At 72.1% G+C, this 22,172-nt stretch carries 17 protein-coding genes and 1 pseudogene; 7 read left to right on the top strand and 11 right to left on the bottom strand.

Annotated features, from left to right (window positions below; translation table 11 throughout):
- The first annotated feature begins 150 nt into the window (after positions 1-150).
- Positions 151-3,456, top strand: a complete 3,306-nt coding sequence (locus tag ACIP5W_RS13045; RefSeq protein ID WP_401471138.1) for a S8 family serine peptidase — start codon at positions 151-153, stop codon at positions 3,454-3,456.
- Between the two features lie 96 nt (positions 3,457-3,552).
- On the opposite strand, the gene ACIP5W_RS13040 is transcribed toward ACIP5W_RS13045, so the two are convergent.
- Together ACIP5W_RS13040 and ACIP5W_RS13035 are read right to left on the bottom strand one after the other, a co-directional pair.
- The gene (locus ACIP5W_RS13040) at positions 3,553-4,368 is read right to left on the bottom strand and encodes a hypothetical protein (protein WP_401471135.1); all 816 of its coding nucleotides are present in this window, start codon (positions 4,366-4,368) and stop codon (positions 3,553-3,555) included.
- Position 4,369: 1 nt separating this feature from the next.
- Positions 4,370-4,903 (bottom strand): RNA polymerase sigma factor, encoded by a 534-nt coding sequence (locus tag ACIP5W_RS13035; protein WP_401471132.1) that lies wholly within the window; start codon positions 4,901-4,903, stop codon positions 4,370-4,372.
- Positions 4,904-5,226: 323 nt separating this feature from the next.
- On the opposite strand from ACIP5W_RS13035, the gene ACIP5W_RS13030 reads away from it, so the two are divergent.
- The gene (locus tag ACIP5W_RS13030) at positions 5,227-6,243 is read left to right on the top strand and encodes an aspartate-semialdehyde dehydrogenase (RefSeq protein ID WP_366057562.1); all 1,017 of its coding nucleotides are present in this window, start codon (positions 5,227-5,229) and stop codon (positions 6,241-6,243) included.
- Between the two features lie 15 nt (positions 6,244-6,258).
- Here the strand turns inward: ACIP5W_RS13030 and ACIP5W_RS13025 are convergent.
- Positions 6,259-7,142 (bottom strand): annotated as a pseudogene (locus ACIP5W_RS13025) (IS5 family transposase).
- A 27-nt stretch (positions 7,143-7,169) separates the two neighbouring features.
- Positions 7,170-7,391, bottom strand: a complete 222-nt coding sequence (locus ACIP5W_RS13020; RefSeq protein ID WP_401471128.1) for a hypothetical protein — start codon at positions 7,389-7,391, stop codon at positions 7,170-7,172.
- Positions 7,392-7,549: 158 nt separating this feature from the next.
- Here ACIP5W_RS13020 and ACIP5W_RS13015 point away from each other — a divergent pair, with 158 nt between their 5' ends.
- Positions 7,550-9,031, top strand: a complete 1,482-nt coding sequence (locus ACIP5W_RS13015; protein ID WP_401471125.1) for an RICIN domain-containing protein — start codon at positions 7,550-7,552, stop codon at positions 9,029-9,031.
- Positions 9,032-9,308: 277 nt separating this feature from the next.
- Here the strand turns inward: ACIP5W_RS13015 and ACIP5W_RS13010 are convergent, their stop codons facing one another.
- Positions 9,309-9,992, bottom strand: coding sequence for a response regulator transcription factor (locus tag ACIP5W_RS13010; RefSeq protein ID WP_401471206.1), 684 nt, complete (start codon positions 9,990-9,992; stop codon positions 9,309-9,311).
- Between the two features lie 162 nt (positions 9,993-10,154).
- On the opposite strand from ACIP5W_RS13010, the gene ACIP5W_RS13005 reads away from it, so the two are divergent.
- Positions 10,155-12,974 carry an AAA family ATPase gene (locus ACIP5W_RS13005; RefSeq protein WP_401471122.1) on the top strand — a complete coding sequence of 940 codons (2,820 nt, stop codon included), beginning with the start codon at positions 10,155-10,157 and terminating at the stop codon, positions 12,972-12,974.
- Positions 12,975-13,005: 31 nt separating this feature from the next.
- On the opposite strand, the gene ACIP5W_RS13000 is transcribed toward ACIP5W_RS13005, so the two are convergent.
- Both ACIP5W_RS13000 and ACIP5W_RS12995 read right to left on the bottom strand, forming a co-directional pair.
- A complete protein-coding gene (locus ACIP5W_RS13000; RefSeq protein WP_401471119.1) occupies positions 13,006-13,875 on the bottom strand; it encodes an SDR family NAD(P)-dependent oxidoreductase in 870 nt (289 codons plus the stop codon).
- Between the two features lie 121 nt (positions 13,876-13,996).
- Positions 13,997-14,569 carry a TetR/AcrR family transcriptional regulator gene (locus ACIP5W_RS12995; protein WP_401471116.1) on the bottom strand — a complete coding sequence of 191 codons (573 nt, stop codon included), beginning with the start codon at positions 14,567-14,569 and terminating at the stop codon, positions 13,997-13,999.
- 642 nt (positions 14,570-15,211) lie between these two features.
- Here ACIP5W_RS12995 and ACIP5W_RS12990 point away from each other — a divergent pair.
- Both ACIP5W_RS12990 and ACIP5W_RS12985 read left to right on the top strand, forming a co-directional pair.
- The gene (locus ACIP5W_RS12990; RefSeq protein ID WP_401471113.1) at positions 15,212-15,835 is read left to right on the top strand and encodes a DUF4157 domain-containing protein; all 624 of its coding nucleotides are present in this window, start codon (positions 15,212-15,214) and stop codon (positions 15,833-15,835) included.
- A gap of 297 nt (positions 15,836-16,132) precedes the next feature.
- On the top strand, positions 16,133-16,261 hold the full coding sequence (locus ACIP5W_RS12985; protein WP_401471110.1) for a hypothetical protein: 129 nt from the start codon (positions 16,133-16,135) through the stop codon (positions 16,259-16,261).
- A 127-nt stretch (positions 16,262-16,388) separates the two neighbouring features.
- On the opposite strand, the gene ACIP5W_RS12980 is transcribed toward ACIP5W_RS12985, so the two are convergent.
- The 3 genes from ACIP5W_RS12980 to ACIP5W_RS12970 all read right to left on the bottom strand — a co-directional run bounded on the left by ACIP5W_RS12980 (position 16,389) and on the right by ACIP5W_RS12970 (position 20,783).
- Entirely contained in the window at positions 16,389-16,919 is a 531-nt protein-coding gene (locus ACIP5W_RS12980) for a DUF1203 domain-containing protein (protein WP_401471107.1), read from the bottom strand.
- 200 nt (positions 16,920-17,119) lie between these two features.
- Positions 17,120-19,687, bottom strand: coding sequence for an aminopeptidase N (gene pepN, locus ACIP5W_RS12975; protein ID WP_401471104.1), 2,568 nt, complete (start codon positions 19,685-19,687; stop codon positions 17,120-17,122).
- 31 nt (positions 19,688-19,718) lie between these two features.
- On the bottom strand, positions 19,719-20,783 hold the full coding sequence (locus tag ACIP5W_RS12970) for an EamA family transporter (RefSeq protein ID WP_401471101.1): 1,065 nt from the start codon (positions 20,781-20,783) through the stop codon (positions 19,719-19,721).
- A 112-nt stretch (positions 20,784-20,895) separates the two neighbouring features.
- Between ACIP5W_RS12970 and ACIP5W_RS12965 the strand changes: the two genes are divergently transcribed.
- Entirely contained in the window at positions 20,896-21,507 is a 612-nt protein-coding gene (locus ACIP5W_RS12965) for a MarR family winged helix-turn-helix transcriptional regulator (RefSeq protein WP_401471099.1), read from the top strand.
- A 255-nt stretch (positions 21,508-21,762) separates the two neighbouring features.
- Here ACIP5W_RS12965 and ACIP5W_RS12960 read toward each other — a convergent pair whose 3' ends face one another.
- Complete coding sequence (locus ACIP5W_RS12960; protein WP_401471096.1) at positions 21,763-22,053, bottom strand: hypothetical protein; 291 nt, start codon at positions 22,051-22,053, stop codon at positions 21,763-21,765.
- Positions 22,054-22,172 lie beyond the last annotated feature (119 nt).

Below are 22,172 nucleotides of genomic sequence, written 5' to 3'. Positions count from 1 at the left end.
ATACATCCATATCGATTCGGTCAACTCTCCCCAAACATCTGCCCCTTGGACAAGGCTGTGCGATCGTCCGGGATCACTTTCCGGCGACCGCGATCAGGCAGGAACGGCCCGGTCGCGTGACGCTCGTTCCTTTACCTACAAGGGATGCCGATGACCCACACCCCCCAGCGCGAACCGATACCCGGCGCGAGACGCGCGGCCCGGATAGCCGTGGCCGCCGGTCTGGTGGCCGCGCTGTCCGCGGCCGGACCGATACCGCTGGCCTTCTCCGCCGACCAGACCCCGGCCGCCGACCCGGGCGTGAAGTCCGCAGCCGACAAGCTCGGCTCCGACGACGCCGACGTCCTCGCCGACGCCAAGGCCGCCGGTGACAAGAACGTCACCCTGATGGTCGCCACCTCGCCCGGGAAGACCGAGCAGGTCGCCGACGAACTGGACGCGGTCAAGGGCGGTTCCGTCGGCCGGTCCTACGACAAGCTCGGCTACGTCCGCGCCACCGTCCCGACCGCCAAGGCGGACGCGGCCATCGCCGCCGCGGCCGAGCTGTCCTCGGTGCACGCGATCGACCTGCGGCAGGAGATCGCCCTCGACGACCCGACGCCGAGCGCCGACACCGCGAAGGGAGCGGGCGCCACCGCGAGCGCGAAGACGTATCCCGCGCCCGGCAGGAAGACCCCGGCCGAGAACCCGTACAACCCGTCCTTCGAGACGGGCGCCGTCGACTTCGTGGACGACCACCCGAAGGCGGACGGCCGCGGCGTCACCATCGGCGTGCTGGACTCCGGCGTGGACCTCGGGCACCCCGCGCTCCAGAAGACCACCACCGGTGAGCGCAAGATCGTCGACTGGGTCACCGCGACCGACCCGATCGTCGACAGCGACGGCACCTGGCGCCGGATGACCAACCCCGTCAGCGGCCCGGCCTTCACCTACGGCGGCGTGTCCTGGAAGGCGCCCGAGGGCAGCTACCAGGTCAACCTGTTCCGCGAGTCGGTCACCGCCGGCGGCGACGCCAAGGGCGACGCCAACCGGGACGGCGACACCACCGACGTCTGGGGCCTGCTCTACGACCCGGCCGCCGGCACCGTCCGCGTCGACCTGAACAACAACTTCGACTTCACCGACGACGCGCCGATGAAGCCGTACAAGGACGGGTACCAGGTCGGCTACTTCGGTACCGACAACCCGGCCACCGACGTCGTCGAGCGGCAGCCGTTCGTCGTCGAGATCCGCAAGGACGTGCCCACCGACCCGTACGGCGGCGACTGGGTCGGCAAGAAGGCCGACTTCGTCAACGTCGGCGTCATCGAGTCCGAGCACGGCACCCACGTCGCCGGCATCACCGCGGCCAACGGCCTGTTCGGCGGGAAGATGAACGGCGCCGCCCCCGGCGCCAAGGTCGTCTCCTCCCGCGCCTGCTCCTGGAGCGGCGGCTGCACCAACGTCGCGCTCACCGAGGGCATGATCGACCTGGTCGTGAACCGCGGCGTCGACATCGTCAACATGTCCATCGGCGGCCTCCCGGCGCTGAACGACGGCAACAACGCGCGCGCCGAGCTGTACACGCGCCTCATCGACACCTACGGCGTCCAGCTCGTCATCTCGGCGGGCAACGAGGGCCCCGGCGCCAACACGATCGGCGACCCCGGCCTGGCCGACAAGGTCATCTCGGTCGGCGCGGCCATCTCCAAGCAGACCTGGGCCGCCAACTACGGCTCGCAGGTGACGAAGAAGTACGCGCTGCTGCCGTTCTCCTCGCGCGGCCCGCGTGAGGACGGCGGCTTCACGCCGACCCTCGTCGCGCCGGGCGCCGCCATCAACACCATCCAGACCTGGCTGCCGGGCGCCCCGGTCGCCGAGTCCGGATACACGCTGCCGGCCGGCTACGCGATGCTCCAGGGCACCTCGATGGCCTCCCCGCAGGCCGCCGGCGCCTCCGCGCTGCTGCTGAGCGCCGCGAAGCAGAAGGGCATCGAGCTGACGCCCGCCACCCTGCGCACGGCGCTGACCTCGACCGCCGACCACATCAAGGGCCTCCAGGCCTACGAGGAGGGCGCGGGCGCCATCAACATCGTGGACGCCTGGGACTCCATCAAGGACGGCGCCACCGCCCACGAGTACGCGGTCAAGGCCCCGGTCGACACCGCGATCGACTTCGCCCTGAAGACGCCCGGCTTCGGCACCGGCATCTACGACCGCGAGGGCGGTCTGAAGGCCGGTCAGAAGAAGACGTACGACGTCACCATCACCCGTACGACCGGCGCCGACAAGGCGATCCGCCACGAGCTGCACCTCGAGAACAACGCGGCCGGCACCTTCCGGATCGTCGGTTCGGACGAGGTGAAGCTGCCGCTGAACAAGCCGGTGACCGTCAAGGTCCAGGCCGCTCCGAAGTCCGCCGGCATCAAGAGCGCGATCCTCGAGGTCGACGACCCGCGGACCGAGGGCATCGACAAGCAGGTCCTGAACACGGTCGTCGTCTCGACGCCGGTGGCGCACACGTTCTCCGCGCAGAACACCGTGCAGCGCAACAGCTCGCAGCACTACTTCCTGACCGTGCCCGAGGGCGCGACGTCGCTGGAGGTCGCGATGAGCGGGCTGAAAGACAAGAGCCAGACCCGGTTCATCTCGATCCACCCCTACGGTGTCGCCGTCGAGGACAGCGCCACCGTCTACTGCTACAACAACTACCTCGACGGCAACGGCTGCAAGCCGGACGTGCGTTCCTACGCCGACCCGCAGCCCGGCGTCTGGGAGATCGAGGTCGAGTCGCGCCGCACGTCGCCGCTGCTCGACAACCCGTACAAGCTGGACGTCACCGTGTACGGCGCGGCCTTCGACCCGGCGACCGTGACCGTGTCCGAGGCGAAGGTCGGCACCCCGGCCGCCGTCTCCTGGAAGGTGACGAACAACTTCGCCGCCATCGACGGCAAGCTGACGGGGGGCCCGCTCGGCTCGTCCAAGGCGGCCCGCCCGACCATCGCGGACCACGAGAACCAGACGACCACGGTCGAGGTGCCCGCGGGTGCCAAGTCCCTGGACGTCTCCATCGGCGGTGTCTCCGACGCCTCCGCCGACCTCGACCTGACCGTGTACGACGCGGCCGGCAACCAGGTCGCGCAGCAGGCCGACGGCGACTCCGAGGAGGCCGTGTCCATCCCGTCGCCCGCCGCCGGGACGTACACCATCGAGGTCGCGGGCTACTCGGTGCCGGCCGGCACCACCGCGTACGACTACCTGGACGTGTTCTACTCGTCCGCGCTCGGCACGGTCGGTGTCGACGAGTCGACGCCGGTGAAGCTGGCCACGGGCGCCTCGGCGACGGTCTCCGCGACCGTCACCGCCGCGGCCCCCGCGCCGGCGGGCCGGTCCTTCTTCGGCCAGGTCCAGCTGGTGAACGCGCGCGGCACCGTCGCGGGCCTCGGCAGCGTGGTCATCGAGAAGGTCACGCAGTAACGCAGTAACGCGGTACCTCAGGGGCTCGGGAGCGCGGTGAGCGACTGAGCCGCTGAACGAAGGGGGCGGGCGTCCGGTCGGGCGCCCGCCCCCCGCTCATTCGCAGGGCGTGCCGTCCGCCTCGGGCAGCGCGCGGGCCAGCGCCGAGCGTCCGGCGGCGATGTCGGCCTCGCCGACGGCCCACACGTCGGGGGAGGCGGCCCCCCGCGAGAAGCCGGCCAGGACGTGATCGCCCTCGGCGGCCGGCGGGTCCACGCCCCGCTCCCTCACGAAGTCGACCTCCTCCCGGGCCGCGGCCGCGGGCTTGTAGGAGCGGGTCACGCGCAGGGTGACCCGCTCGCGGGAGGTGCCGCGCACCGGGACGACGTCCGTCACGTCGCCCTCGACCACCAGCCGGGCGCAGGCGAGGTAGCCGGGGTCGCCGAGCGGACCGTGGGCGCCGGACGCGGCGGCCTTCTCGTCGGCGGCCGGCTTGTCGGCGCCGGAGGAGGCGATGCCGTCCGCTCCCCCGTTCACCTGGACGAGCAGCCACCCGCTCCCGGCGACCAGCGCGCCGGCCGCCGCCAGCCCGACCGTCCGCAGGACCGGGGGGAGGCGCCGGCGGACCGGCCGGAGCGGGGCGGGGGCCGGCCGCCGCACGGGCTCCGCCACCGGCGGCCGGGTGAGGGCCTCGGCGAGGACGCCGAGCTGCTCACGCAGGAGCGCCACGTCGGCCGCCGCGGCGCGGTGTCCGGCCACGAGGGCGGGATCGGTCCGCGCGTCCCCGGACAGCGGCACGTCCAGGATGGCCGCCATCAGCGGGTCCGTGCCGTCCGGGCCGCCGCGCGAGCCGTCGCCGTACCGGCCGCCGGGGTCCTCGCGGCCGTCGTCGTGGGTGTCGTCGTGGGTGTCGGGTTCGTGTCCGGCGGTCATGTCACACCACCTCGTCCTCGTGCAGGCGGGCGCGCAGGGCCCGGACCGCCGTGTGCAGGCGGCTCTTGACCGTGCCCTCCGGGACGCCCAGCTCATCGGCTATCGAGCGCACCGGCAGATCGGCGTAGAAACGCAGGACGACCACCTGGCGCTGGGCGTCGGGCAGGTCGTCCAGGCCCTGCGCGACGGCGAGGGAGAGCACGCTGGTGTCCTCGCCGGAGGGCTGCTCGTGCGGGCGCAGGGACGCCAGCCGCTCCCCGAGGCGCTCCTGGCGGCGCTTGGCCCGGTGCCAGTCCATGGCGAGGTTGGAGGCGACGACGGCCGCCCACGCCGAGACGTCCCGCGGGGCGTCGTACCCCTTGGCGGCCCGCTCCAGCAGCCGCAGGCGGACCTGCTGCACCCCGTCCGGCAGGTCCGCCTGCGGTACCCCGCCCAGCGCGAGCACCGCCCGCACCCGGCGTTCCTGCGCCGCGTCCAGCGGGTCACCGTGCCCGGCGTCCTCCCCCGGTCCGCGGCGGGCCGTTCTGCGCAGCACGGACACCCCTCCCCTCCCCGTGTCCCCCCTACGACGCCGTGGCGCGCGGAAACGTTCGGCGCGGCGCCGGGAAATCGTTCGGAGGCGTACGTCACACCGCCGCGCGCGGCAGCACAGCTTGCGGCGGGAAGCCCGGACGGAGCGAATTCCTCCAGCTCAGCGGGGGTACGGACGGGAGTTCCGGAGCCGTGCGGGGGTGCGGGGCGTCCCAGTCCTCGGGCATGGCGGTCAAAGGATTGGACAGGCGGGCCCGTGTCGGCCGCATCATGGAAAAGCCTCGGCCAGGCACCATGCACGCAGAAGCACAGACAGAGGGAGTCGCCGTGAGGGTCGGAATCGTCGGAGCCACCGGTCAGGTCGGCACGGTCATGCGCAGGATCCTCAAGGAGCGTGACTTCCCGGTCACGGAGCTGCGGCTGTTCGCCTCGGCCCGTTCCGCGGGGACCGAGCTGGACGGTGTGACGGTCGAGGACGCGGCGACCGCCGACTACTCCGGTCTCGACATCGTGCTGTTCTCCGCCGGTGGCGCGACCTCGAAGGCGCTGGCCGAGAAGGTCGCCTCGCAGGGCGCGGTCGTGATCGACAACTCCTCCGCCTGGCGCCGCGACCCCGACGTGCCGCTGGTCGTCTCCGAGGTGAACCCGCACGCGATCGCGAACCGCCCCAAGGGCATCATCGCCAACCCGAACTGCACCACGATGGCCGCGATGCCGGTCCTCAAGCCGCTGCACGCCGAGGCGGGCCTGGAGGCGCTGGTCGTCGCCACCTACCAGGCGGTGTCCGGCTCCGGTGTCGCGGGCGTCGCGGAGCTCCACGGCCAGGCGCAGAAGGTCGTCGCCGACGCCGACCGGCTCACCCACGACGGCGAGGCCGTCGACTTCCCGCAGCCGCAGGTCTACCGGCGGCCCATCGCCTTCAACGTCGTCCCGCTGGCCGGCTCGATCGTGGACGACGGCCTGAACGAGACGGACGAGGAGCAGAAGCTCCGCAACGAGTCCCGCAAGATCCTGGAGATCCCCGAGCTGAAGGTGTCCGGCACCTGCGTGCGCGTCCCGGTGTTCTCCGGCCACTCCCTCCAGGTCAACGCCCGTTTCGCGCGCCCGATCAGCGCCGAGCGCGCCACCGAGCTGCTCGCGGACGCCGAGGGCGTCGTCCTCACCGACATCCCGACCCCGCTCCAGGCGGCCGGCAAGGACCCGTCGTACGTGGGCCGCATCCGCCGGGACGAGACCGTGGACAACGGCCTCGCCCTGTTCGTCTCCAACGACAACCTCCGCAAGGGCGCGGCCCTGAACGCGGTGCAGATCGCGGAGCTGGTGGCCGAGGAGCTGAAGGGCTAGGGACTTTCGTTCGGATCACCGTGCGGACCGGAGAAGGATGCCTGCGACGTGGAGTCCGGCCAGGTGGATCGTGGCTGTCTTGTCGTAGCGGGTGGCGATGCCCCGCCATCGCTTGAGGCGGTTGACGCACCGTTCGACGGTGTTGCGGTGCTTGCAGGTCTCACGGTCGAAGGCGGGCGGTCTGCCGCCCTGACTGCCGCATCGCAGGCGGTGTGCCCGCTGGGCGGCGGGGACGGGGACGACCGCACGGATTCCGCGCCTGCGCAGGTGGGTGCGGATGGCACGCGAGGAGCAGGCCTTGCCGGCCAGGACGACGTCCGGAGTGGTGCGAGGCCGGCCGCGCCGCCGGGGCACCCGCAGGCGGGCCATGACCTTCTCGAAGGCGGGTGCGTCACCGGCTTGTCCCGCGGTCAGTCACCGGCTTGTCCCGCGGTCAGGACGAACGCCAGGGGGCCGGCATCGGCCGTCGGCCACCAGGTGGATCTTCGTGGTCGGTCCGCCGCGGGACCGGCCGATGGCGTGATCGTCCGGTTCGCCGGCCGGGGCCCCTTCTTGCGGGCCCCGGCCGCGTGCCGGTGAGCGGGCACGATGGTGGAGTCCACCGGGACAGCCCGGTTCAGGTCCTCGTCGGCATCGGCCTGGGCCATCAGCGCGGTGAACACCCGCTCCCAGGTGCCGTCGACGGCCCACATCCGCAGCCGGCTGCGGACGCCTCGCCCGTTGCCGTGTTTCTCGGGCAGGTGGACCCACTGGGTTCCGGTCCGGGACTTGAAGGCAATCGTGTCGATCACCTCGTGGTGATCCCGCCACCGGCCATCCCGCCTCCGCGTTCGGTCCGGGGGTAACGGCTCGATCCGCGCCCACTGCGCGTCAGTCAACGACACACCCAGACCAACGATCAGATGATCCGAACGAAAGGGCCCAGATCACTCGGTGCTCTGCGAGGCAGCGATGAAGTGGGACGTCGTGGCGTTCGGAGTGCCATCGGGACCCGAGCCCGCGGCTCCGGTGACGGGCGTCGTCACGAAGTCCGTGGCGGCCAGGTGGTAGCCGGCCTGGAGGGGGGCGATCGTCGTACCGGGGCGCAGCCGGTGGGCGCCGTACCTTCGCGATCCGGCTCTCGACGAGTCCCACGACGTGGTGGACAAGTGGGCAGCGGCGTTGCCCGCGCGGCTGCCCGCCGGTATCGAAGCTCCGCGGGCCCGCCCGGCCCGGCCAGGGACGTGGCTTCCCGTGCCCGTACAGGCAGGGAACGCTGCCCCATGGCCTATGACCGGCGCTTGGTGTGTCCGCGTAGCGTCGCCGCGTGATCCTGTGGACTTCCCTGGAACCCGCCTCCGCAACCGTGGACCCGGGCGACACCACCACCGTGCGGCTGCGGCTGCGCAACACCGGCGACGTCGTCGACGAGTACCGCTTCGAGGCGGTCGGCGACATCGCACCGTGGACCACCGTGGAACCGGCCGTGCTCCGGCTCTATCCAGGGACCACGGGGACGGTGGAACTGACGTTCGCGCCGCCGCGCACACCCGACGCGGCAGCGGGCCCCCACCCGTATGCCGTACGCGTCATTCCGACCGAGTATCCCGAGGCGGTCACCGTCCCCGAGGGCAACCTCACCATCACCCCGTTCAGCGAGGTCCGCGCCGAACTGGTGCCGGCCACCGTCAAGAGCCGCTTCCGCGGCCGGCCGCGGCTCGCCGTCGACAACCTCGGCAACACCACCCTGACGGCGTCCGTCAGCGGCAGCGACAACGGTGACGAACTGTCGTACGACATTGTTCCGGGCAGCGTGCAGATCGAGCCGGGCCGTGCCGCGTTCGTGCGGGCGACGCTCAAGCCGCGCCAGATCATCTGGTTCGGCTCGAAGCAGCGGCGCCCCTACACGCTGACCGTGCAACGGTCGGGGACGACGCCGCTGGAGGTCGACGGCACCTATGTCCAGCGAGGGTTCCTGCCCGGCTGGCTCGCCGCCTCCTTGGGCGTCGCCCTGGCACTGGCCATCACCTTCGTGATGCTCTGGATCGCGTACGAACCGCAGGTTCGCACCGCGGCCGTGGAGCAGCTCCGGCAAGCCGGCGGCAGCGCCCTGCCGCCGCCCGACGCCGAGGAGACCGGCGTGGCCGACAAGCCTTCGCCGCCCGGCTCGGAGCCGGCCGCCGAAGCGCCGTCGGAGGAGGCTCCCGAAGATTCTCCGCAGAGCAGCGGAGGCGGCGGCAAGGAAGGCGGGGGAAGCGGCGGAGGCGGAGCCACCTCCCCGACGGCCGAGAAGGAGACCGGCCGGCGGACCGTGGACAACGTCCTGCTCAGACTCAGGTCGGTCAAGCGGTGCGCGGACGTCCCGGGCGTGGCCGAGGCCGAGCGGGGCGATCTGGTCACGGTGAACACCTGCGATCCGGGCTCCGGGGAGAACGAACGCTGGAACGTCGAGGTGGTGGAACCGAAGGGCGGTCCCGGAGACACCGCCCTCTTCCAGATACGCCAGGTCAAGGGCGGGCTCTGCATGGACCTCAACGGGTCGGGGGCCAAGCCCGCGGCCAGCGCGGTGTTCACGTACGGCTGCAATGGAACCACCGAGGACAACCAGCTGTGGTGGCTCGACCAGCAGGACGAGGACACCTACTGGATCCGCAACTTCGCCAGCCACGGTGCCTGCCTGGACATGGGTGGCACCAGTGTGGCGGGGAACTCCGACAGGCTCCTCATCAGGGATTGCGTCGAGGGCGAGGCCCAGAGGTGGCAGATCGTCGACCCGACCGTCCCGAACTGGACGATCGTCCACCCCTGAGATCCGCCTCCGGTACCAGGCGGCCTCGCCCAGGCACCAGGGGGCCGCCTTGCGACACTCGCGGCGGGCCCCTCCAGCAGGTCGGCCGTGGTGACTGGTTCACCGCGGCCGATGCGGCGCAGGCCGCGGTGACGACGGCGCGGCGGATCAACCCGCCGGCCAGCTCGAGGTCACGGGCGCGGCCGACCACCCGGCCCCGGCCCCCGCCGAGCGGCGCGGCACCTCCAGGACCGGTGGAGCGGCGTCTTCGGGCGGCCACGCATCGTCGCCCTCGCGGTCAGATGAGACCCTCCCGCACGGCATAGGCCACGGCATGTGCCCGGTTGCGCAGGTGAAAACGGGTGGTCAGCCCGTACAGAACGTTCTTGACGGTGCGTTCGGAGTACGCGAGCTTGGCAGCGATCTGCGGGTTGTCCAGTCCCTCGGCGACCAGTCGCAGAACGTCCGCCTCGCGTGCCGTCAGCCTCGTCACGGGGGCGCCGGTGTCTTCCGCGGCGCCGCGCCGGAGCGTTCCCACCTGACTCATCAGCCGGCCGAGCAGATCGGCGGGCAGGTCGCCGTCGCCCCGCGATGCCGCGATGACGGCCTGCGACAGCCGCGATGCGGTCGCCTCGTGGCGCCAGACGACGGCTCCGACACCGCAATCGATGACCGTGAGGAGTTCACTCTCCCGAAGCGCGCTCACCACAAGGACGGTGTGCGCGCCCTCTCCGCGCACGAGTCGGCGCAGCCGCGCGAAGGTCGTCTCGTCCGGTGTCTCCTCGACCAGCACTGCCACGGTCCCGGCCCCGGGCCGGGCCTCGTCACGGAGGTCGATCACCGGATGTTGCCGCAGCTGACTGACCACCCCCACCTTGGAGATGGGGTCCCGCGCGTGGACCACGACACCGATCCGGTACCCGGAACCGTCCGGTTCCCTGCCCGTGGTCCCGACCGAACCGATGTCCGAGGTGCCCGACATACCGCTCACTTGGCCCCTATGTTCCTCTGTGGCTTGCCTTACACATCCATGAGTGACGAACGGAGTTCACATTTCTGTATCTGCCGCGCACGGACAATCGTGGAGAACCACGAGGCGCGCGATGCGTCCACCACGGCACGTCCACGACAGCAGGAGGCAGTCATGCCGGCAGCGGAGCCCCTTCTCGAGCGCGAGGCGGGCCTGGCGACAGTGGCCGCGGAGGCAACGCGTGCCTGCTCCGGCTCAGGGCGCCTGGTGCTGCTGAAGGGCGCAACCGGCACCGGCCGTAGCGCGCTCCTCGAAGCGGCGGCCCGGCACGCCGCCGCCCAGGGCATGCAGGTGTTGCGGGTCCGCTGCTCGACCGAGCCGCTCGCCCCGCTGACCGCGGTGTGTCAACTGCTCAGCGATCGGCCGGAGTTGGCGTACCCCGTTCTGGATACCGCGGACGCCGGCGATGCCGACCCTGCCGCGCACCGGGAACGGGCCGCACGGCTGTGGCGTGCCCTGCTCACCTGGACGGAGGAGGCACCGCTGTTCATGGCCATCGACGATGTCCACCTGGCCGACAGCACATCGCGCGGCTGGCTCGTCGAAGCAGCCAGGCTGGTGGAGCGCCTGCCGGTGCTGCTGGTGGCGACCGAGCGCAGCCAGTACGACGTCGGGCCGCCCGTCCCCGGCCTGGATCGCGCACTCTCGTCCGGCGTCGTCCGCACCCACACCCTGGCCCCGCTCCGCGCGAGCGCGTCGGCGCGGCTGGTCCGTGCGGCCGTCGGCACCGAGGTTCCCGATGCCTGGGTGGACGACATGGTGAGGGCCGGCGCGGGCAGCCCGCTGTTCCTGCGGGCCTTGCTGGACGACCTGCGCGGGCAGGACCCGAGTGCGGCAGGTATCCCGGAGTCGTGTGCCGCCCTGTATTCAGGCGCCTTCCCCGCGGCCGTCTCCTGGTGGCTGGAGTGCGCCGGCGCCGAATCCGCGGAGGTCGCGCGGGCGCTCGCCGTCGTGAACGGTCCCGACGGCGGTCACGAGGACGGCGACGGCGGCCTGCTCGCCGCCATGACGGACTCGGATCCCTCCAGGGTCCGCGGCTGGCTCACCGCCATGACCCACCTGGGGCTGTTGCGTCCCGATTCAAAGGGCCGCCCCCGCTACGCCCACCCCCTGCTGCGTGACGCGGTACTGAGCGGCTGGTCCGGCGACCTGCGAGGCGCGTCCCACGCCAGGGCGGCCGAAGCGATGCTGCGCCACGGCGCGAGTACCGAGGCCGTGGCGGGACAGCTGCTGTCGGCGCCCGCGCCCGTCGGCGCCTGGGCCGCCGATGTCCTGCTGGACGCCGCGGCGCGTGCGGTCGGCGAAGGCCGTACCGCCGACGCCGTCGTCCTCCTGCGCCGCGCGCTGAGCGAGGCACTGCCGCCGGCCCGGCAGGCTACCGTCCTCACCCAGCTGGGGTCCCTCGAATTCGCCGCTTTCCCGGCGGCCGGCATACCCCGGCTCACCGAGGCCACCCGGCTGTCCCACGAGCCCCGCGACCGGGCTCGCTCGGCGATCGCACTCGGCACAGCACTGGCCGGACGGGGAGAGGTACGGGCGGCTCTGACCGCGCTGGCCTCCGCGGAGGAGGGTCTGGCGGCCGAGCCGGGGCTGGCAGCCGCGGTGCGGAGCGCGTCCATGCTGGTGTCCGACCGGGACCAGGCCCTACGGCGCGAGATGTACGGCCGGTTGCGTGCGGAGGCCGGGCGCGCGCCCGAGTCGGCGGATCCGGTCGGGCGGGCGCTGGCGACGCAGTACGAGTCGACCGCCGGGCTGCTCTCGGCCGAGACCGCACTGGCCCGGGTCCGGGACCTGCTGCGGGAGCCCGTCGATCCCCTGGCCGAGTCCGTTCTGGTCGCGGCGGCCGCGTTCGTCGCCCTGTGGGCCGACGAACTGGACGAGGCGGAGCGCCTGGTCCGGCGTGGCCTGGCCGAGCAGCGTGCCTCGCTCCTGCATCCCGCGCACTCCACCCTCCTGAACATCCGGGCGGAGATCTTCGCCGCACGTGGCGACTACCCGGGCCTCCTGGCCGAGCTCGATTCGCGCCGGGCCGCGGGAGCCGGCGCCCCGGGAAGGCCCGGGCACACGGAGGTTCTCGCCATCGTCGCCCTGGCCGAGACGGGATGTCCGGAGGAGGCCGCCGCGCTCGCGGACCGCTGCGATCCGAGGGACGCATCCGACTCGTGGGAACGGCCCGTCCTCCACTTCGCGCGGGGGCGCCTGCGCGCGGCGTGCGACGCCCCCGTCGGCGCGCTCGAAGACTTCCTGGAGTGCGGGCGGCGCCAGTCGGCCCGGGACGTGGTGAGCCCGATCGTCACCCCTTGGCGAACCGCCGCGGCCGAATGCCTGCTGACCCTGGGCAGAACTGACGAGGCCGTCGCGCTCGCCCAGGAGGAGATGGGCTTTGCCGAGGTCTGGAACACGCCCCGCAGGCTGGGCCGCTGCCTGCGCGTTCTGGGCACCGCCACCGGGGGCCGGTACGGCCTCGAACTGACTGACCGGGCGGTGCGGTTGCTACGGGACACCCCGGCCGAGACGGACCTGATTCAGGCACTGATCGCCCAGGGCCGTCAACTGACCGCCGCCGGAGAACGGACCCGGGCCCGCGACCCGCTGCGCGAAGCGGCCGACCGAGCCGGACGCATCGGCGCGGTCCGCCTACGTGCCCTGGCCGAGAACGCCCTGCGCGAGTGCGGCGCCCGCCACCGCGCCACGCCGCCCGGCGGGCAGGCCGCCCTGACCGACAGCGAACGCCGCATCGCCGAACTCGCCGCGGCAGGCCGCACGAACGCCGAGATCGGCGAGCTCCTGCACCTGGCCCGGCGCACCGTCGAAACCCATCTGACAAGCGCCTACCGCAAACTCGGCATCCGACGACGCACGGAACTACCCCGTGCACTTGACCAGTTGCTGGTGGATACCGGCATGGAAGTCGGGTTGCGGGCCGTTCGGTGAGGGAAGCGGCGGGGATACCGGCCCCGCCGCCTCACAGTGGTGCCATTCGGCGGCTGAGCCTGAGGACGTTCTCGACGGCCCGTGGGTCTTCGGCGCCGCGTGGCACGGGAACCGGCACGGTCTCGGGCCCGATGAGTATCCCGGTCTGCCCGTCGAGGGAGGCGTCGGTGGCGGCGAAGACGGACGACCGGGCGGCCACGGAGGCAGGCGCGGTCGTGGAGCGTTCGAACTTCCGGCGCACCAGTGGCCACAGAAGGCGCAGCGGCGGGGAGACGATCTTCGGTGAGGTCATGGTGCCGTTCGTCATGGCGGTCGCCGCGCCGCCGGGGTCCGCGGCGAAGACCGCCACTTGGGTGCCGCGAAGGCGCTCTGCCAGGTACAGGGTGTAGACCAGGTGGGCGAGCTTGGCCCGACCGTACCAGTGGAACCCGTAGTAGCCGCCCGGCGGTTCCACGGAGTCGAAGGTGCGCTTGGCGAGGCCGACCGCACCGGAGGTGACGTTGACGATCCGGCTCGGTGCGCCCGCCCGCAACTGTTCCAGAAGCAGTTCGGTCAGCAAGTAGGGCGAGAGATGGTTGACGGCGAAGGACGCCTCGACACCGTCGACGCTCTGGCGGCGCCGGTCGAACATCGCGCCGACGTTGTTCACGAGCACCCGCAAGGGGCCCTCGGCGGCCAGCTGCGCGGCCAAGGCCCGTACCTCTTCCAGTGAGGCGAGGTCGGCCGCCACGAAGCGTGGCGCCGCTCCGGTCGCGACCGACGCCACTTCCTCGACGGCGCGCGCACCGCGCTCGGCGTTTCGGCCGACGACGGTGACGGCATACCCGCGCTCCGCAAGCCCTTTCGCCGTCTCCAGGCCGATGCCTCCGGTACCCGCCGTCACCACTGCTCGCGCGCTCATGGATCTGCTCCCTACATGCCCGCAAAGAATCGGATAGCTATCCGTTTTTTCGTGGGCATGCTACAGCAACCGGATGGGTATCCGTTTATTCGTGAGGCCGCCCGGGCCGACTGCAGCCGTGTCAGCGCGGCGGGCGGAGCCCTTCCAGCAGAACCCCGAGATACAGCTCGCGGGGTTCCCCGTCCCCGGAACGCACCGCGTGCTCCACACCGCACAGCAGGCGGCGCACATCGTCCGCCTCGACACCGCTCCGAATCACGCCCGCCAGCCGGGCCCGGTCGAGCAGAACGCCTACCGCTTCATCGAGCTCGGCCTTCATCTCCGAGGTCTGGGCGCGCGCATCGCCCGCAGACGACAGCACCGCCGCGAAGTCGGGATCGTCCAGCGCGAGGTCGAGCGTGAACCGCAGCAGCCCGCGCAGCCCCTCCAGCGTGTCCTCGGCCGAGGACGCTGCCCGAGCCTGCTCCACCAGTTCCCGGAAGCGTTCCACCGAGAGCGCCTCGATCAGAGCGTGGCGGTCGGGGAAGTGCCGGTAAACCGTGCCGACGCCCACCCCGGCGAGCCGGGCGATGAGGTTCAGCTGCAGCGAGTTGTCACCGCCGGCAACCCGCTCACGGGCGACCTGCAGAATCCGGGCCCGATTGCGCGCGGCGTCGGGCCGCAGCCCCGCCTCTTGCCCCGATCTCGCCGCCACGTCCCCAGCATAGGCGGGCACCCCGCCATCAGGGTCATCCGGGCCTCCGCCGGCGCATCCTCCGTACGTGGGAGGCCTCGGACAGCCCGCCTGCCCGCAGGAGGGGTGTGACCCGGATACGCGCCAAAGGGGCAATGCGTCGATCTTGAAGCGCTGAGCGCCCGGCCCGTCACCCGTTCGGCTCAGCATCGTCGGTGGTGACGTTGACCATCGTCTCGGGGCCCGGGGCGGGTTGCGACCTTGATCGAGCGAACCGCACATCCGCGCTTCAGGCGGCCGATCACCGCACATGAACTCTGTCTGTCCCACTCGCCGACTCGGGAGGAGCCGGACTGGGCGGCCGGGGCGACGGACGGGGACGAGCAGCTCCCGGCCGAACAAGGTCGAGGCGTTCAGAGGAGGCTGTGGCGCGTTCGCCGGGCGCCGTGTTCCGGCTGTCGCGCGGGTGCCGGGGGACGGGGAACAGCCAGGCAGTCCTGTCCTGCCCTCCACGCCGCCCTCTTCGCCCTTACCGCAGCAATGGCGCCCCGGCAGCATCAGGGTCTGATCCGTACGTGTCCACAAAGAACAAGGAGACAGCCGTGCACGCCGACCGGCAGCGACCCGTCGCAGATCCCGATCGCGGCCAGGGGCTTCCTCGGCGTGCAGTCCGGTTCCCGGCGACCGCAGGCCCTCAGCAGGCCGCCCGGCACGCGGGGGGGCCTGTCGCCCGCCGCCGCACTGTCCCTCCAGCGGACGATCGGCAACGCCGCGGCCGCCCGGCTGGTGGAGTCGCAGCGCCATCAGCACAGTGCGGACTGCGGTCATGGCGCGACCGTGCAACGAAGCGCCCCTGACCAGACCGTGCAGCGAGAAGCCCTGGACCGGGTGGATGCCGTGACGCGGACCTCGGGCAGTCCCTTGCAGACGGACGTCAGGCGCCGGATGGAGAGCGACTACGACGGTGAGGACTTCAGTGACGTCCGGATCCACGTCGACCGCAGTTCGGCCGAGGCCGTCGGTGCCAAGGCATACACCACGAAAACCCATCACATCGTCTTCCGCAGCGCGGCCGACATGGACGACCACACCATGCGCCACGAACTGCAGCACGTCCGCCAGCAACGAGCGGGGGGGGGCGTTCCCCCGGGAATCAGCGACCCCACCGACGCCTGGGAGCGCCCACGGCGTCATGACCCAAGATTGCGAATTCACACCGGAGCACCAGAAGGTGTCCGGCATCGCGAGACCTCAAGGTCCCGACAAGGGCTGGAGCAGGGTCCTTGAGATGTGACTCCCTGTCATGTCCGAGAAAGCACAATGAATCGAGGGAAACCGATGACTGTCAGCTCCAAGCTGAAGACCGCTCGAGCGGCTTGCGTTGTGGGGGCTGTTGCAGCTGCTGTCGGCGGGACCGTCGCGCCTGCTCGGGCGGCCACTCCGCACTACTACACAATTTGCAACAATACGACCAGTTTCTCCGTGCAGACGGAGTTCGTCGCCTATCCCGGAGAGGGGGCGATTTTCACTGACTGGCTCAATCCGGGCCGATGCTCGATATGGCTTCCCGATGAGGATCGGGTGGTGAGGATCTGGGTGAAGAGCGGCAGCGCCAAGCCCACCCTGGCGAGGCAGTTCGAGTACAAGAACGCCACGGGTGTCGATGTCAACGTCAGGAATTCCAACGACTTCGTGGTCGTCGCCCGCAGTTGATCCCGATCTTCGGCGGAGCGAGCCCGGCCCACCCGTCCTTGCGGAGGAGGGTGGCTACGCGACGCGTGACGGGGACGGGCGGCGCATCATGGAGACCGCCCACGACCTCCCGGGACAGAACACCTGGTCAGCGCCCGGTGACCTCTCGGGTCACCTCCGCGGTCACCTCATAGAGGAAGCAGCCGTACTCGACGGCCCGGACGTGGACGAACGCCACGGCCGGGTCGTCGAACGCTTCCCGCAGGGCCCGCGCGAACGCCTGCGGCGACGGGTCCGCGACGAGCCGGCCGCCGAGGATGCGGCCCTCGGCGGAGTAGCGGCGGACCGTGCGGTGCGCGTTCGTGAAGGGCAGGGCCCCGCCGTCCCGGTCCGTGCCCGGGCCCGGACACGGGTCGGCGTGGACGAAGACGGGGCCCTGTTCGTCGTAGGCCCCGGGGTCGGTGCCCGTCTCGGCGGCCCGGCGGCGCAGGGGCGCGTAGGAGACGAGGGCGATCCGCTCCCCCGGCGTGCTGTGGCGCAGGCAGCAGCGCAGCGGGGCGCCGCCCTCGTCGTCGGTGAACGCCGTCGTGGGGCGTCCGGCGTCGTCGCTGACGCGGAGTTCCGCCAGCGCGCCGGGGGTGATGGGGCGTGCCGTGAAGGTCTGGGCCGTGGTGGTCATGCCTCCCAGGTTCACGCGCCGCCGGCCCTTCCACCGGCGGATTCCGGACGTCGCGCCGACGACGCGGTACGCGACATCGCACACTGCCGCGGCACCGCACGCCCCCGCTGTACGGCGAAGGGCGCCCGGCCGGACACCGGACGCCCTTCTGCGAGCCGTACGAGCCGTACGGTCCGTACGGGCCCGCGAACGGCACGCTGTTACCGCGCGTCGGCCGCCTGGGCCTTCAGGGCGCGCTCGACGCCCGAGCGGGCCTCGGAGACGAGGCGGCGCAGGGCCGCGTTCGGCTCGGCCGAGGTCAGCCAGGCGTCGGTCTTGCGCAGGGTCTCCTCGCTGACCTGGACGGCCGGGTAGAGGCCGGTCGCGATCTGCTGGGCGATCTCGTGCGAACGCGAGCCCCAGACGTCCTTGACGGCGTCGAAGTACCGGTCCGTGTACGGCGCCAGCAGCTCGCGCTGGTCGGTCTGCACGAAGCCGCCGATGACGGCCTCCTGGACGGCGTTGGGCAGCTTGTCGGACTCGACGACCGACGCCCACGCCTCCGCCTTGGCCTCCGCCGTGGGGCGGGCGGCACGGGCGGTCGCCGCGTGCCGCTCGCCGGCCGCGGTGCGGTCGCGCTCGTACTCGCCGGCGATCTCCGCCTCGTCGAACCGGCCGACCGCCGCGAGGCGCTCCACGAACGTCCAGCGCAGCTCGGTGTCGACGGCGAGGCCCTCGATCGTCTGCGTGCCCTCCAGCAGCGCCTCCAGGAGGTCCAGCTGCTCCGGCGTGCGGGCGGTGGCCGCGAACGCGCGCGCCCACGCCAGCTGGTGGTCGCCGCCCGCCTCGGCGGTCCGCAGGTGCGCCAGCGTGGCGTCGGTCCAGCGGGTCAGCAGCGCCTCGCGGGCGGCCGGGTCGGCGTACAGGTCGAGGGCGAGCTTGACCTGGCGGTGCAGGGACTGCACGACACCGATGTCGGACTCCTTGCCGATGCCGGACAGCACCAGGGACAGGTAGTCGCGGGTCGGCAGTTCGGCGTCGCGCGTCATGTCCCAGGCGGACGCCCAGCACAGGGCGCGCGGCAGGGACGCCTCGAAGTCGCCGAGGTGCTCGGTGACGAACGCGAGGGACTGCTCGTCGAGGCGGACCTTGGCGTACGACAGGTCGTCGTCGTTGAGCAGCACGACGTCCGGCCTGCGCGTGCCGGCCAGCTGCGGTACGGCGGTCAGCTCGCCGTCCACGTCGAGTTCCACGCGCTCGCCGCGCACCAGCTTGCCGCTCGCCTCGTCGAGGTCGTACAGGCCGACGGCGATGCGGTGCGGCCGCAGGGTCGGCTCGCCCTTGGCGCCGGCGGGCAGGGCGGGGGCCTCCTGACGGATGGCGAAGGAGGTGATGACGCCGTCGGCGTCGGTCTCGATCTCGGGGCGCAGGATGTTGATGCCGGCGGTCTGCAGCCACTTCTGCGACCAGGTGCCCAGGTCGCGGCCGGAGGTCTCCTCCAGCGCGCCCAGCAGGTCGGACAGCCGGGTGTTGCCGAACGCGTGCCGCTTGAAGTAGGCCTGCACGCCCGCGAAGAACGCGTCCGTGCCGACGTAGGCCACGAGCTGCTTCAGGACGCTGGCGCCCTTGGCGTAGGTGATGCCGTCGAAGTTGACGAGGACGTCGTCCAGGTCGCGGATCTCGGCCATGATCGGGTGGGTCGACGGCAGCTGGTCCTGCCGGTACGCCCAGGTCTTCATGGAGTTGGCGAACGTCGTCCAGGAGTGCGGCCACCGGCTGTCCGGGGCGTACGCCTGGCAGGCGATGGAGGTGTAGGTGGCGAACGACTCGTTCAGCCACAGGTCGTTCCACCACTCCATGGTGACGAGGTCGCCGAACCACATGTGGGCCAGCTCGTGCAGGATCGTCTCGGCCCGCACCTCGTACGCCGCGTCGGTCACCTTGGACCGGAAGACGTACTGGTCGCGGATGGTCACCGCGCCCGCGTTCTCCATCGCGCCCGCGTTGAACTCCGGCACGAAGAGCTGGTCGTACTTCTTGAACGGGTACGCGTAGTCGAACTTCTCCTGGAACCAGTCGAAGCCCTGCCGGGTGACCTCGAAGATCGCGTCCGAGTCGAGGAACTCGGCGAGCGAGGGACGGCAGTAGATGCCGAGGGGCACGCTCTGGCCGTCCTTCTCGTACACGCTGTGCACGGAGTGGTACGGGCCGACGATCAGCGCGGTGATGTACGTGGAGATCCGCGGGGTCGGCTCGAACACCCAGACGTCGTCCTTGGGTTCCGGCGTCGGCGAGTTGGAGATGACGGTCCAGCCGGCCGGCGCCTTCACCGTGAACTGGAAGGTCGCCTTGAGGTCGGGCTGCTCGAACGAGGCGAAGACGCGGCGGGCGTCCGGCACCTCGAACTGCGTGTAGAGGTAGGCCTGCTCGTCGACCGGGTCGACGAACCGGTGCAGTCCCTCACCGGTGTTGGTGTAGGCGCAGTCGGCGACGACGCGCAGGATGTTGCGGCCGGCCGGCAGGCCGGGCAGGGCGATCCTGGAGTCGGCGAACACCTCGGCCGGGTCGAGCCGGTCCCCGTTGAGCGTCACCTCGTGGACGGTCGGCGCCACCAGGTCGATGAAGGACTCAGCGCCCTTCTCCGCGACGTCGAAGCGCACCGTGGTCACGGACCGGTAGGTCCCGCCCTCCTGCGCACCGGACAGGTCGAGATCGATCTCGTACGAGTCAACGGTGAGCAGCTTCGCCCGCTGCTGCGCCTCTTCGCGAGTCAGGTTTGTGCCAGGCACGCGGTCATCTCCTCGTGATGTGTCGGTTGCGTCATCCTTCCACGGCGGCACCGCGTCGGGCGACGACCTTCCCGGGCGCCTGCGGGGGACCTTCCGGACGGACCGCGCTGACGGCGGAGGCGGGGGTGGTGGCGGGGGTGGTGGCGGTGACAGCGGCCGCGAAGGCGGGGGGCGCGGGCTTGGGGGCGGCGGTGAGGGCCGTGGGCGCGGTGGCGGTCGTGGGGGCGGTCGCGGCGGTCGCGGTACGGCGCGGCCCGAGCTGTCCGGCCACCGTCGCGCCGAACGCCAGCGCCATGCCGGTCAGTTGCAGGGCCGTCAGCGCCTCCCCGAGGACCGCCCAGCCGACCACGGCCGCGGTCAGCGGGGAGAGCGGCGCGAGGAAGGTGACCTGGGTGGTGCTGAGCCGGCCGATCCCGCGGAACCACAGCCAGTACGCGACCGCCGTGCCCGCCAGCGCCAGGTAGAGGTAGCCGCCGACGGCCGCCGCGTCCAGGGCGGGCGGGGCGCCCTCGACGAGGAGGGCGAGGGGCGCGACGAGCAGGCCGCCGAGGGTCAGCTGCCAGCCGGCGAGCGCCAGCGGGCCGGCCCCCTCGGGGCTGCCCCACCTCTTGGCCAGGACGAGACCGGCGGACATCGAGGCCGTGGAGGCGACCGCCGCCGACAGCCCGATCGCGTCCAGTCCGCCGGTCGCCTTCAGCACGACCAGGCTGACCCCGAACGCGGCCACGACCCCGGTCAGCAGGGTGCGGGCGGCGGGCCGCTGCCCGAGCAGCAGCGCCGAGAAACCGATGACGAACAGCGGTCCGGCCGAGCCGACGACGGCGGCCATGCCGCCCGGCATCCGGTACGCGGCGAGGAACAGGAGCGGGAAGAACGCGCCGATGTTCAGGACGCCGAGCGCCGTCGCCCGGCCCCACCAGGCGCCGTGGGGCAGCACCCGGACGAGGGCGAGCAGCAGCAGACCCGCGGGCAGGGCGCGCACGAGGGAGGTGAACAGCGGGCGGTCGGCCGGCAGGAACTCGGTGGTGACGGCGTAGGTGGTGCCCCAGGACACGGGGGCGAGGGCGGTGAGCAGGACGGTCGCGGCCCGGTTCATGACCGGCACCCCTCTCGGAGAAAGCGGCTTGGCGGTAATTAGCTTAGCGCTAAGCAACTTGCCGTCAAGCCACTTTCTTGCGGCCGACCGGAAGCGGGCGGATACTCCCCGCATGAGTGCACAGCCCAAGGACGCGGCACAGCCCGAGGACGCGGCGCAGACCGAGGACCCGGCGCGGCCCAAGAACGCGGCGCAGACCAAGGACCCGGCGCGGCGCGAGCGTCCGGCGCGGCGCAGGGACCCGGTCGACGCGATCGTCGAGCAGTGGGCGGCCGAACGGCCCGACCTCGACACCACCGCCATGGAGATCTTCGGCCGCGTCTACCGGCTCGCCCGCGCGATGGGCGACCGCATGGAGAAGGCCTACGCGGGCCTCGGGATCTCGCGCGGCGAGTTCGACGTGCTGGCCACCCTGCGCCGCTCCGGCGAGCCGTACACCCTCTCGCCCCGCCAGCTGTCGGCGACGCTGATGCTCACCACCGGCGGCATGACCGGCCGCCTCGACAAGCTGGAAGGGGCCGGACTCCTGCGCCGCTCCCCCGACCCGCACGACCGCCGGGGCCTGCGGGTCACCCTCACCGAACAGGGCCTGGCGCTGGTCGAGGAGGCGGTGGGCGCGGGTCTGGCCGTCCAGACGGAGGCCCTGACGACGGCCCTGGACGCCGGACAGGCCGGCCAGCTGACCGACCTGCTGAGGGAACTGCTGCTCGCGACGGAGCGGTAGGCGCCCGCCCGCCACGTGCCGCGCTTCCCGCCCGCCGTGGCGCTGCCTCGGCAGGAGGCCGCGGCCTGGCCGGCGCCGACCGCGCAGCGGTACCTCACCGCGCCGCACCCGTGGAGGGCCGGGCGCCCCGGGCGGTCGAGGCGGTCGGCGCGCGGTGGCCGTACGACGCGCGAGGGCGCCGTCTCCGGCGTCGTACGGCGGTGTGCGCGTACGGACGGCGGGGACGGCGCCCTCGAGAGGTGTGCCGGGGAAGGGTCAGCCGGCCTTGGCGGCCTTGGCGGCGTCGCCCTTCACGGTGATGTTGGAGCTGGTGGTGTCGCCACGGTCCTTCGACCGGTCCAGCACCCACACCAGGCCGGTGATGGCCGCGAACAGGGCGAGCGGAGCCAGCACGTAGAGGCCGAGCGTCTCGACGACGCTGAGGCCCTGACCGGGGTCGTCGCCGTCGTCGCGGGTCAGCGCGAGCGCGGGGGACGACATGAGCAGCATCATCAGCGTCGTACCGGCAGCCAGGGCGCCGGCGCGCAGGGCGTTCTTCTTGTCCACGGTGCCAAGTTAGCGAACGGGGTTCGGGCACGCGCGTCCGGGGTGCCGTATGAGGTGGCGCACGAGGCACGGACATCCCCGCATGTCCGGCCCGCGTGCCCGCCCCGTGCGTCCGCTCC

Source organism: Streptomyces sp. NPDC088766 (assembly GCF_044750845.1).
Classification (GTDB): domain Bacteria; phylum Actinomycetota; class Actinomycetes; order Streptomycetales; family Streptomycetaceae; genus Streptomyces.
The sequence above is the reverse complement of the archived record's forward strand: the minus strand, read 5'-3'. Positions and strand labels throughout refer to the sequence as shown.

Coding starts and splice junctions, on each gene's coding strand:
- ACIP5W_RS13045 (WP_401471138.1), top strand. CDS start 151: ATGACCCACACCCCCCAGCGCGAACCGATACCCGGCGCGAGACGCGCG.
- ACIP5W_RS12970 (WP_401471101.1), bottom strand. CDS start 20,783: ATGAACCGGGCCGCGACCGTCCTGCTCACCGCCCTCGCCCCCGTGTCC.
- ACIP5W_RS12980 (WP_401471107.1), bottom strand. CDS start 16,919: ATGACCACCACGGCCCAGACCTTCACGGCACGCCCCATCACCCCCGGC.
- ACIP5W_RS13040 (WP_401471135.1), bottom strand. CDS start 4,368: ATGACCGCCGGACACGAACCCGACACCCACGACGACACCCACGACGAC.
- ACIP5W_RS13000 (WP_401471119.1), bottom strand. CDS start 13,875: ATGAGCGCGCGAGCAGTGGTGACGGCGGGTACCGGAGGCATCGGCCTG.
- ACIP5W_RS13010 (WP_401471206.1), bottom strand. CDS start 9,992: ATGTCGGGCACCTCGGACATCGGTTCGGTCGGGACCACGGGCAGGGAA.
- ACIP5W_RS12965 (WP_401471099.1), top strand. CDS start 20,896: ATGAGTGCACAGCCCAAGGACGCGGCACAGCCCGAGGACGCGGCGCAG.
- ACIP5W_RS13005 (WP_401471122.1), top strand. CDS start 10,155: ATGCCGGCAGCGGAGCCCCTTCTCGAGCGCGAGGCGGGCCTGGCGACA.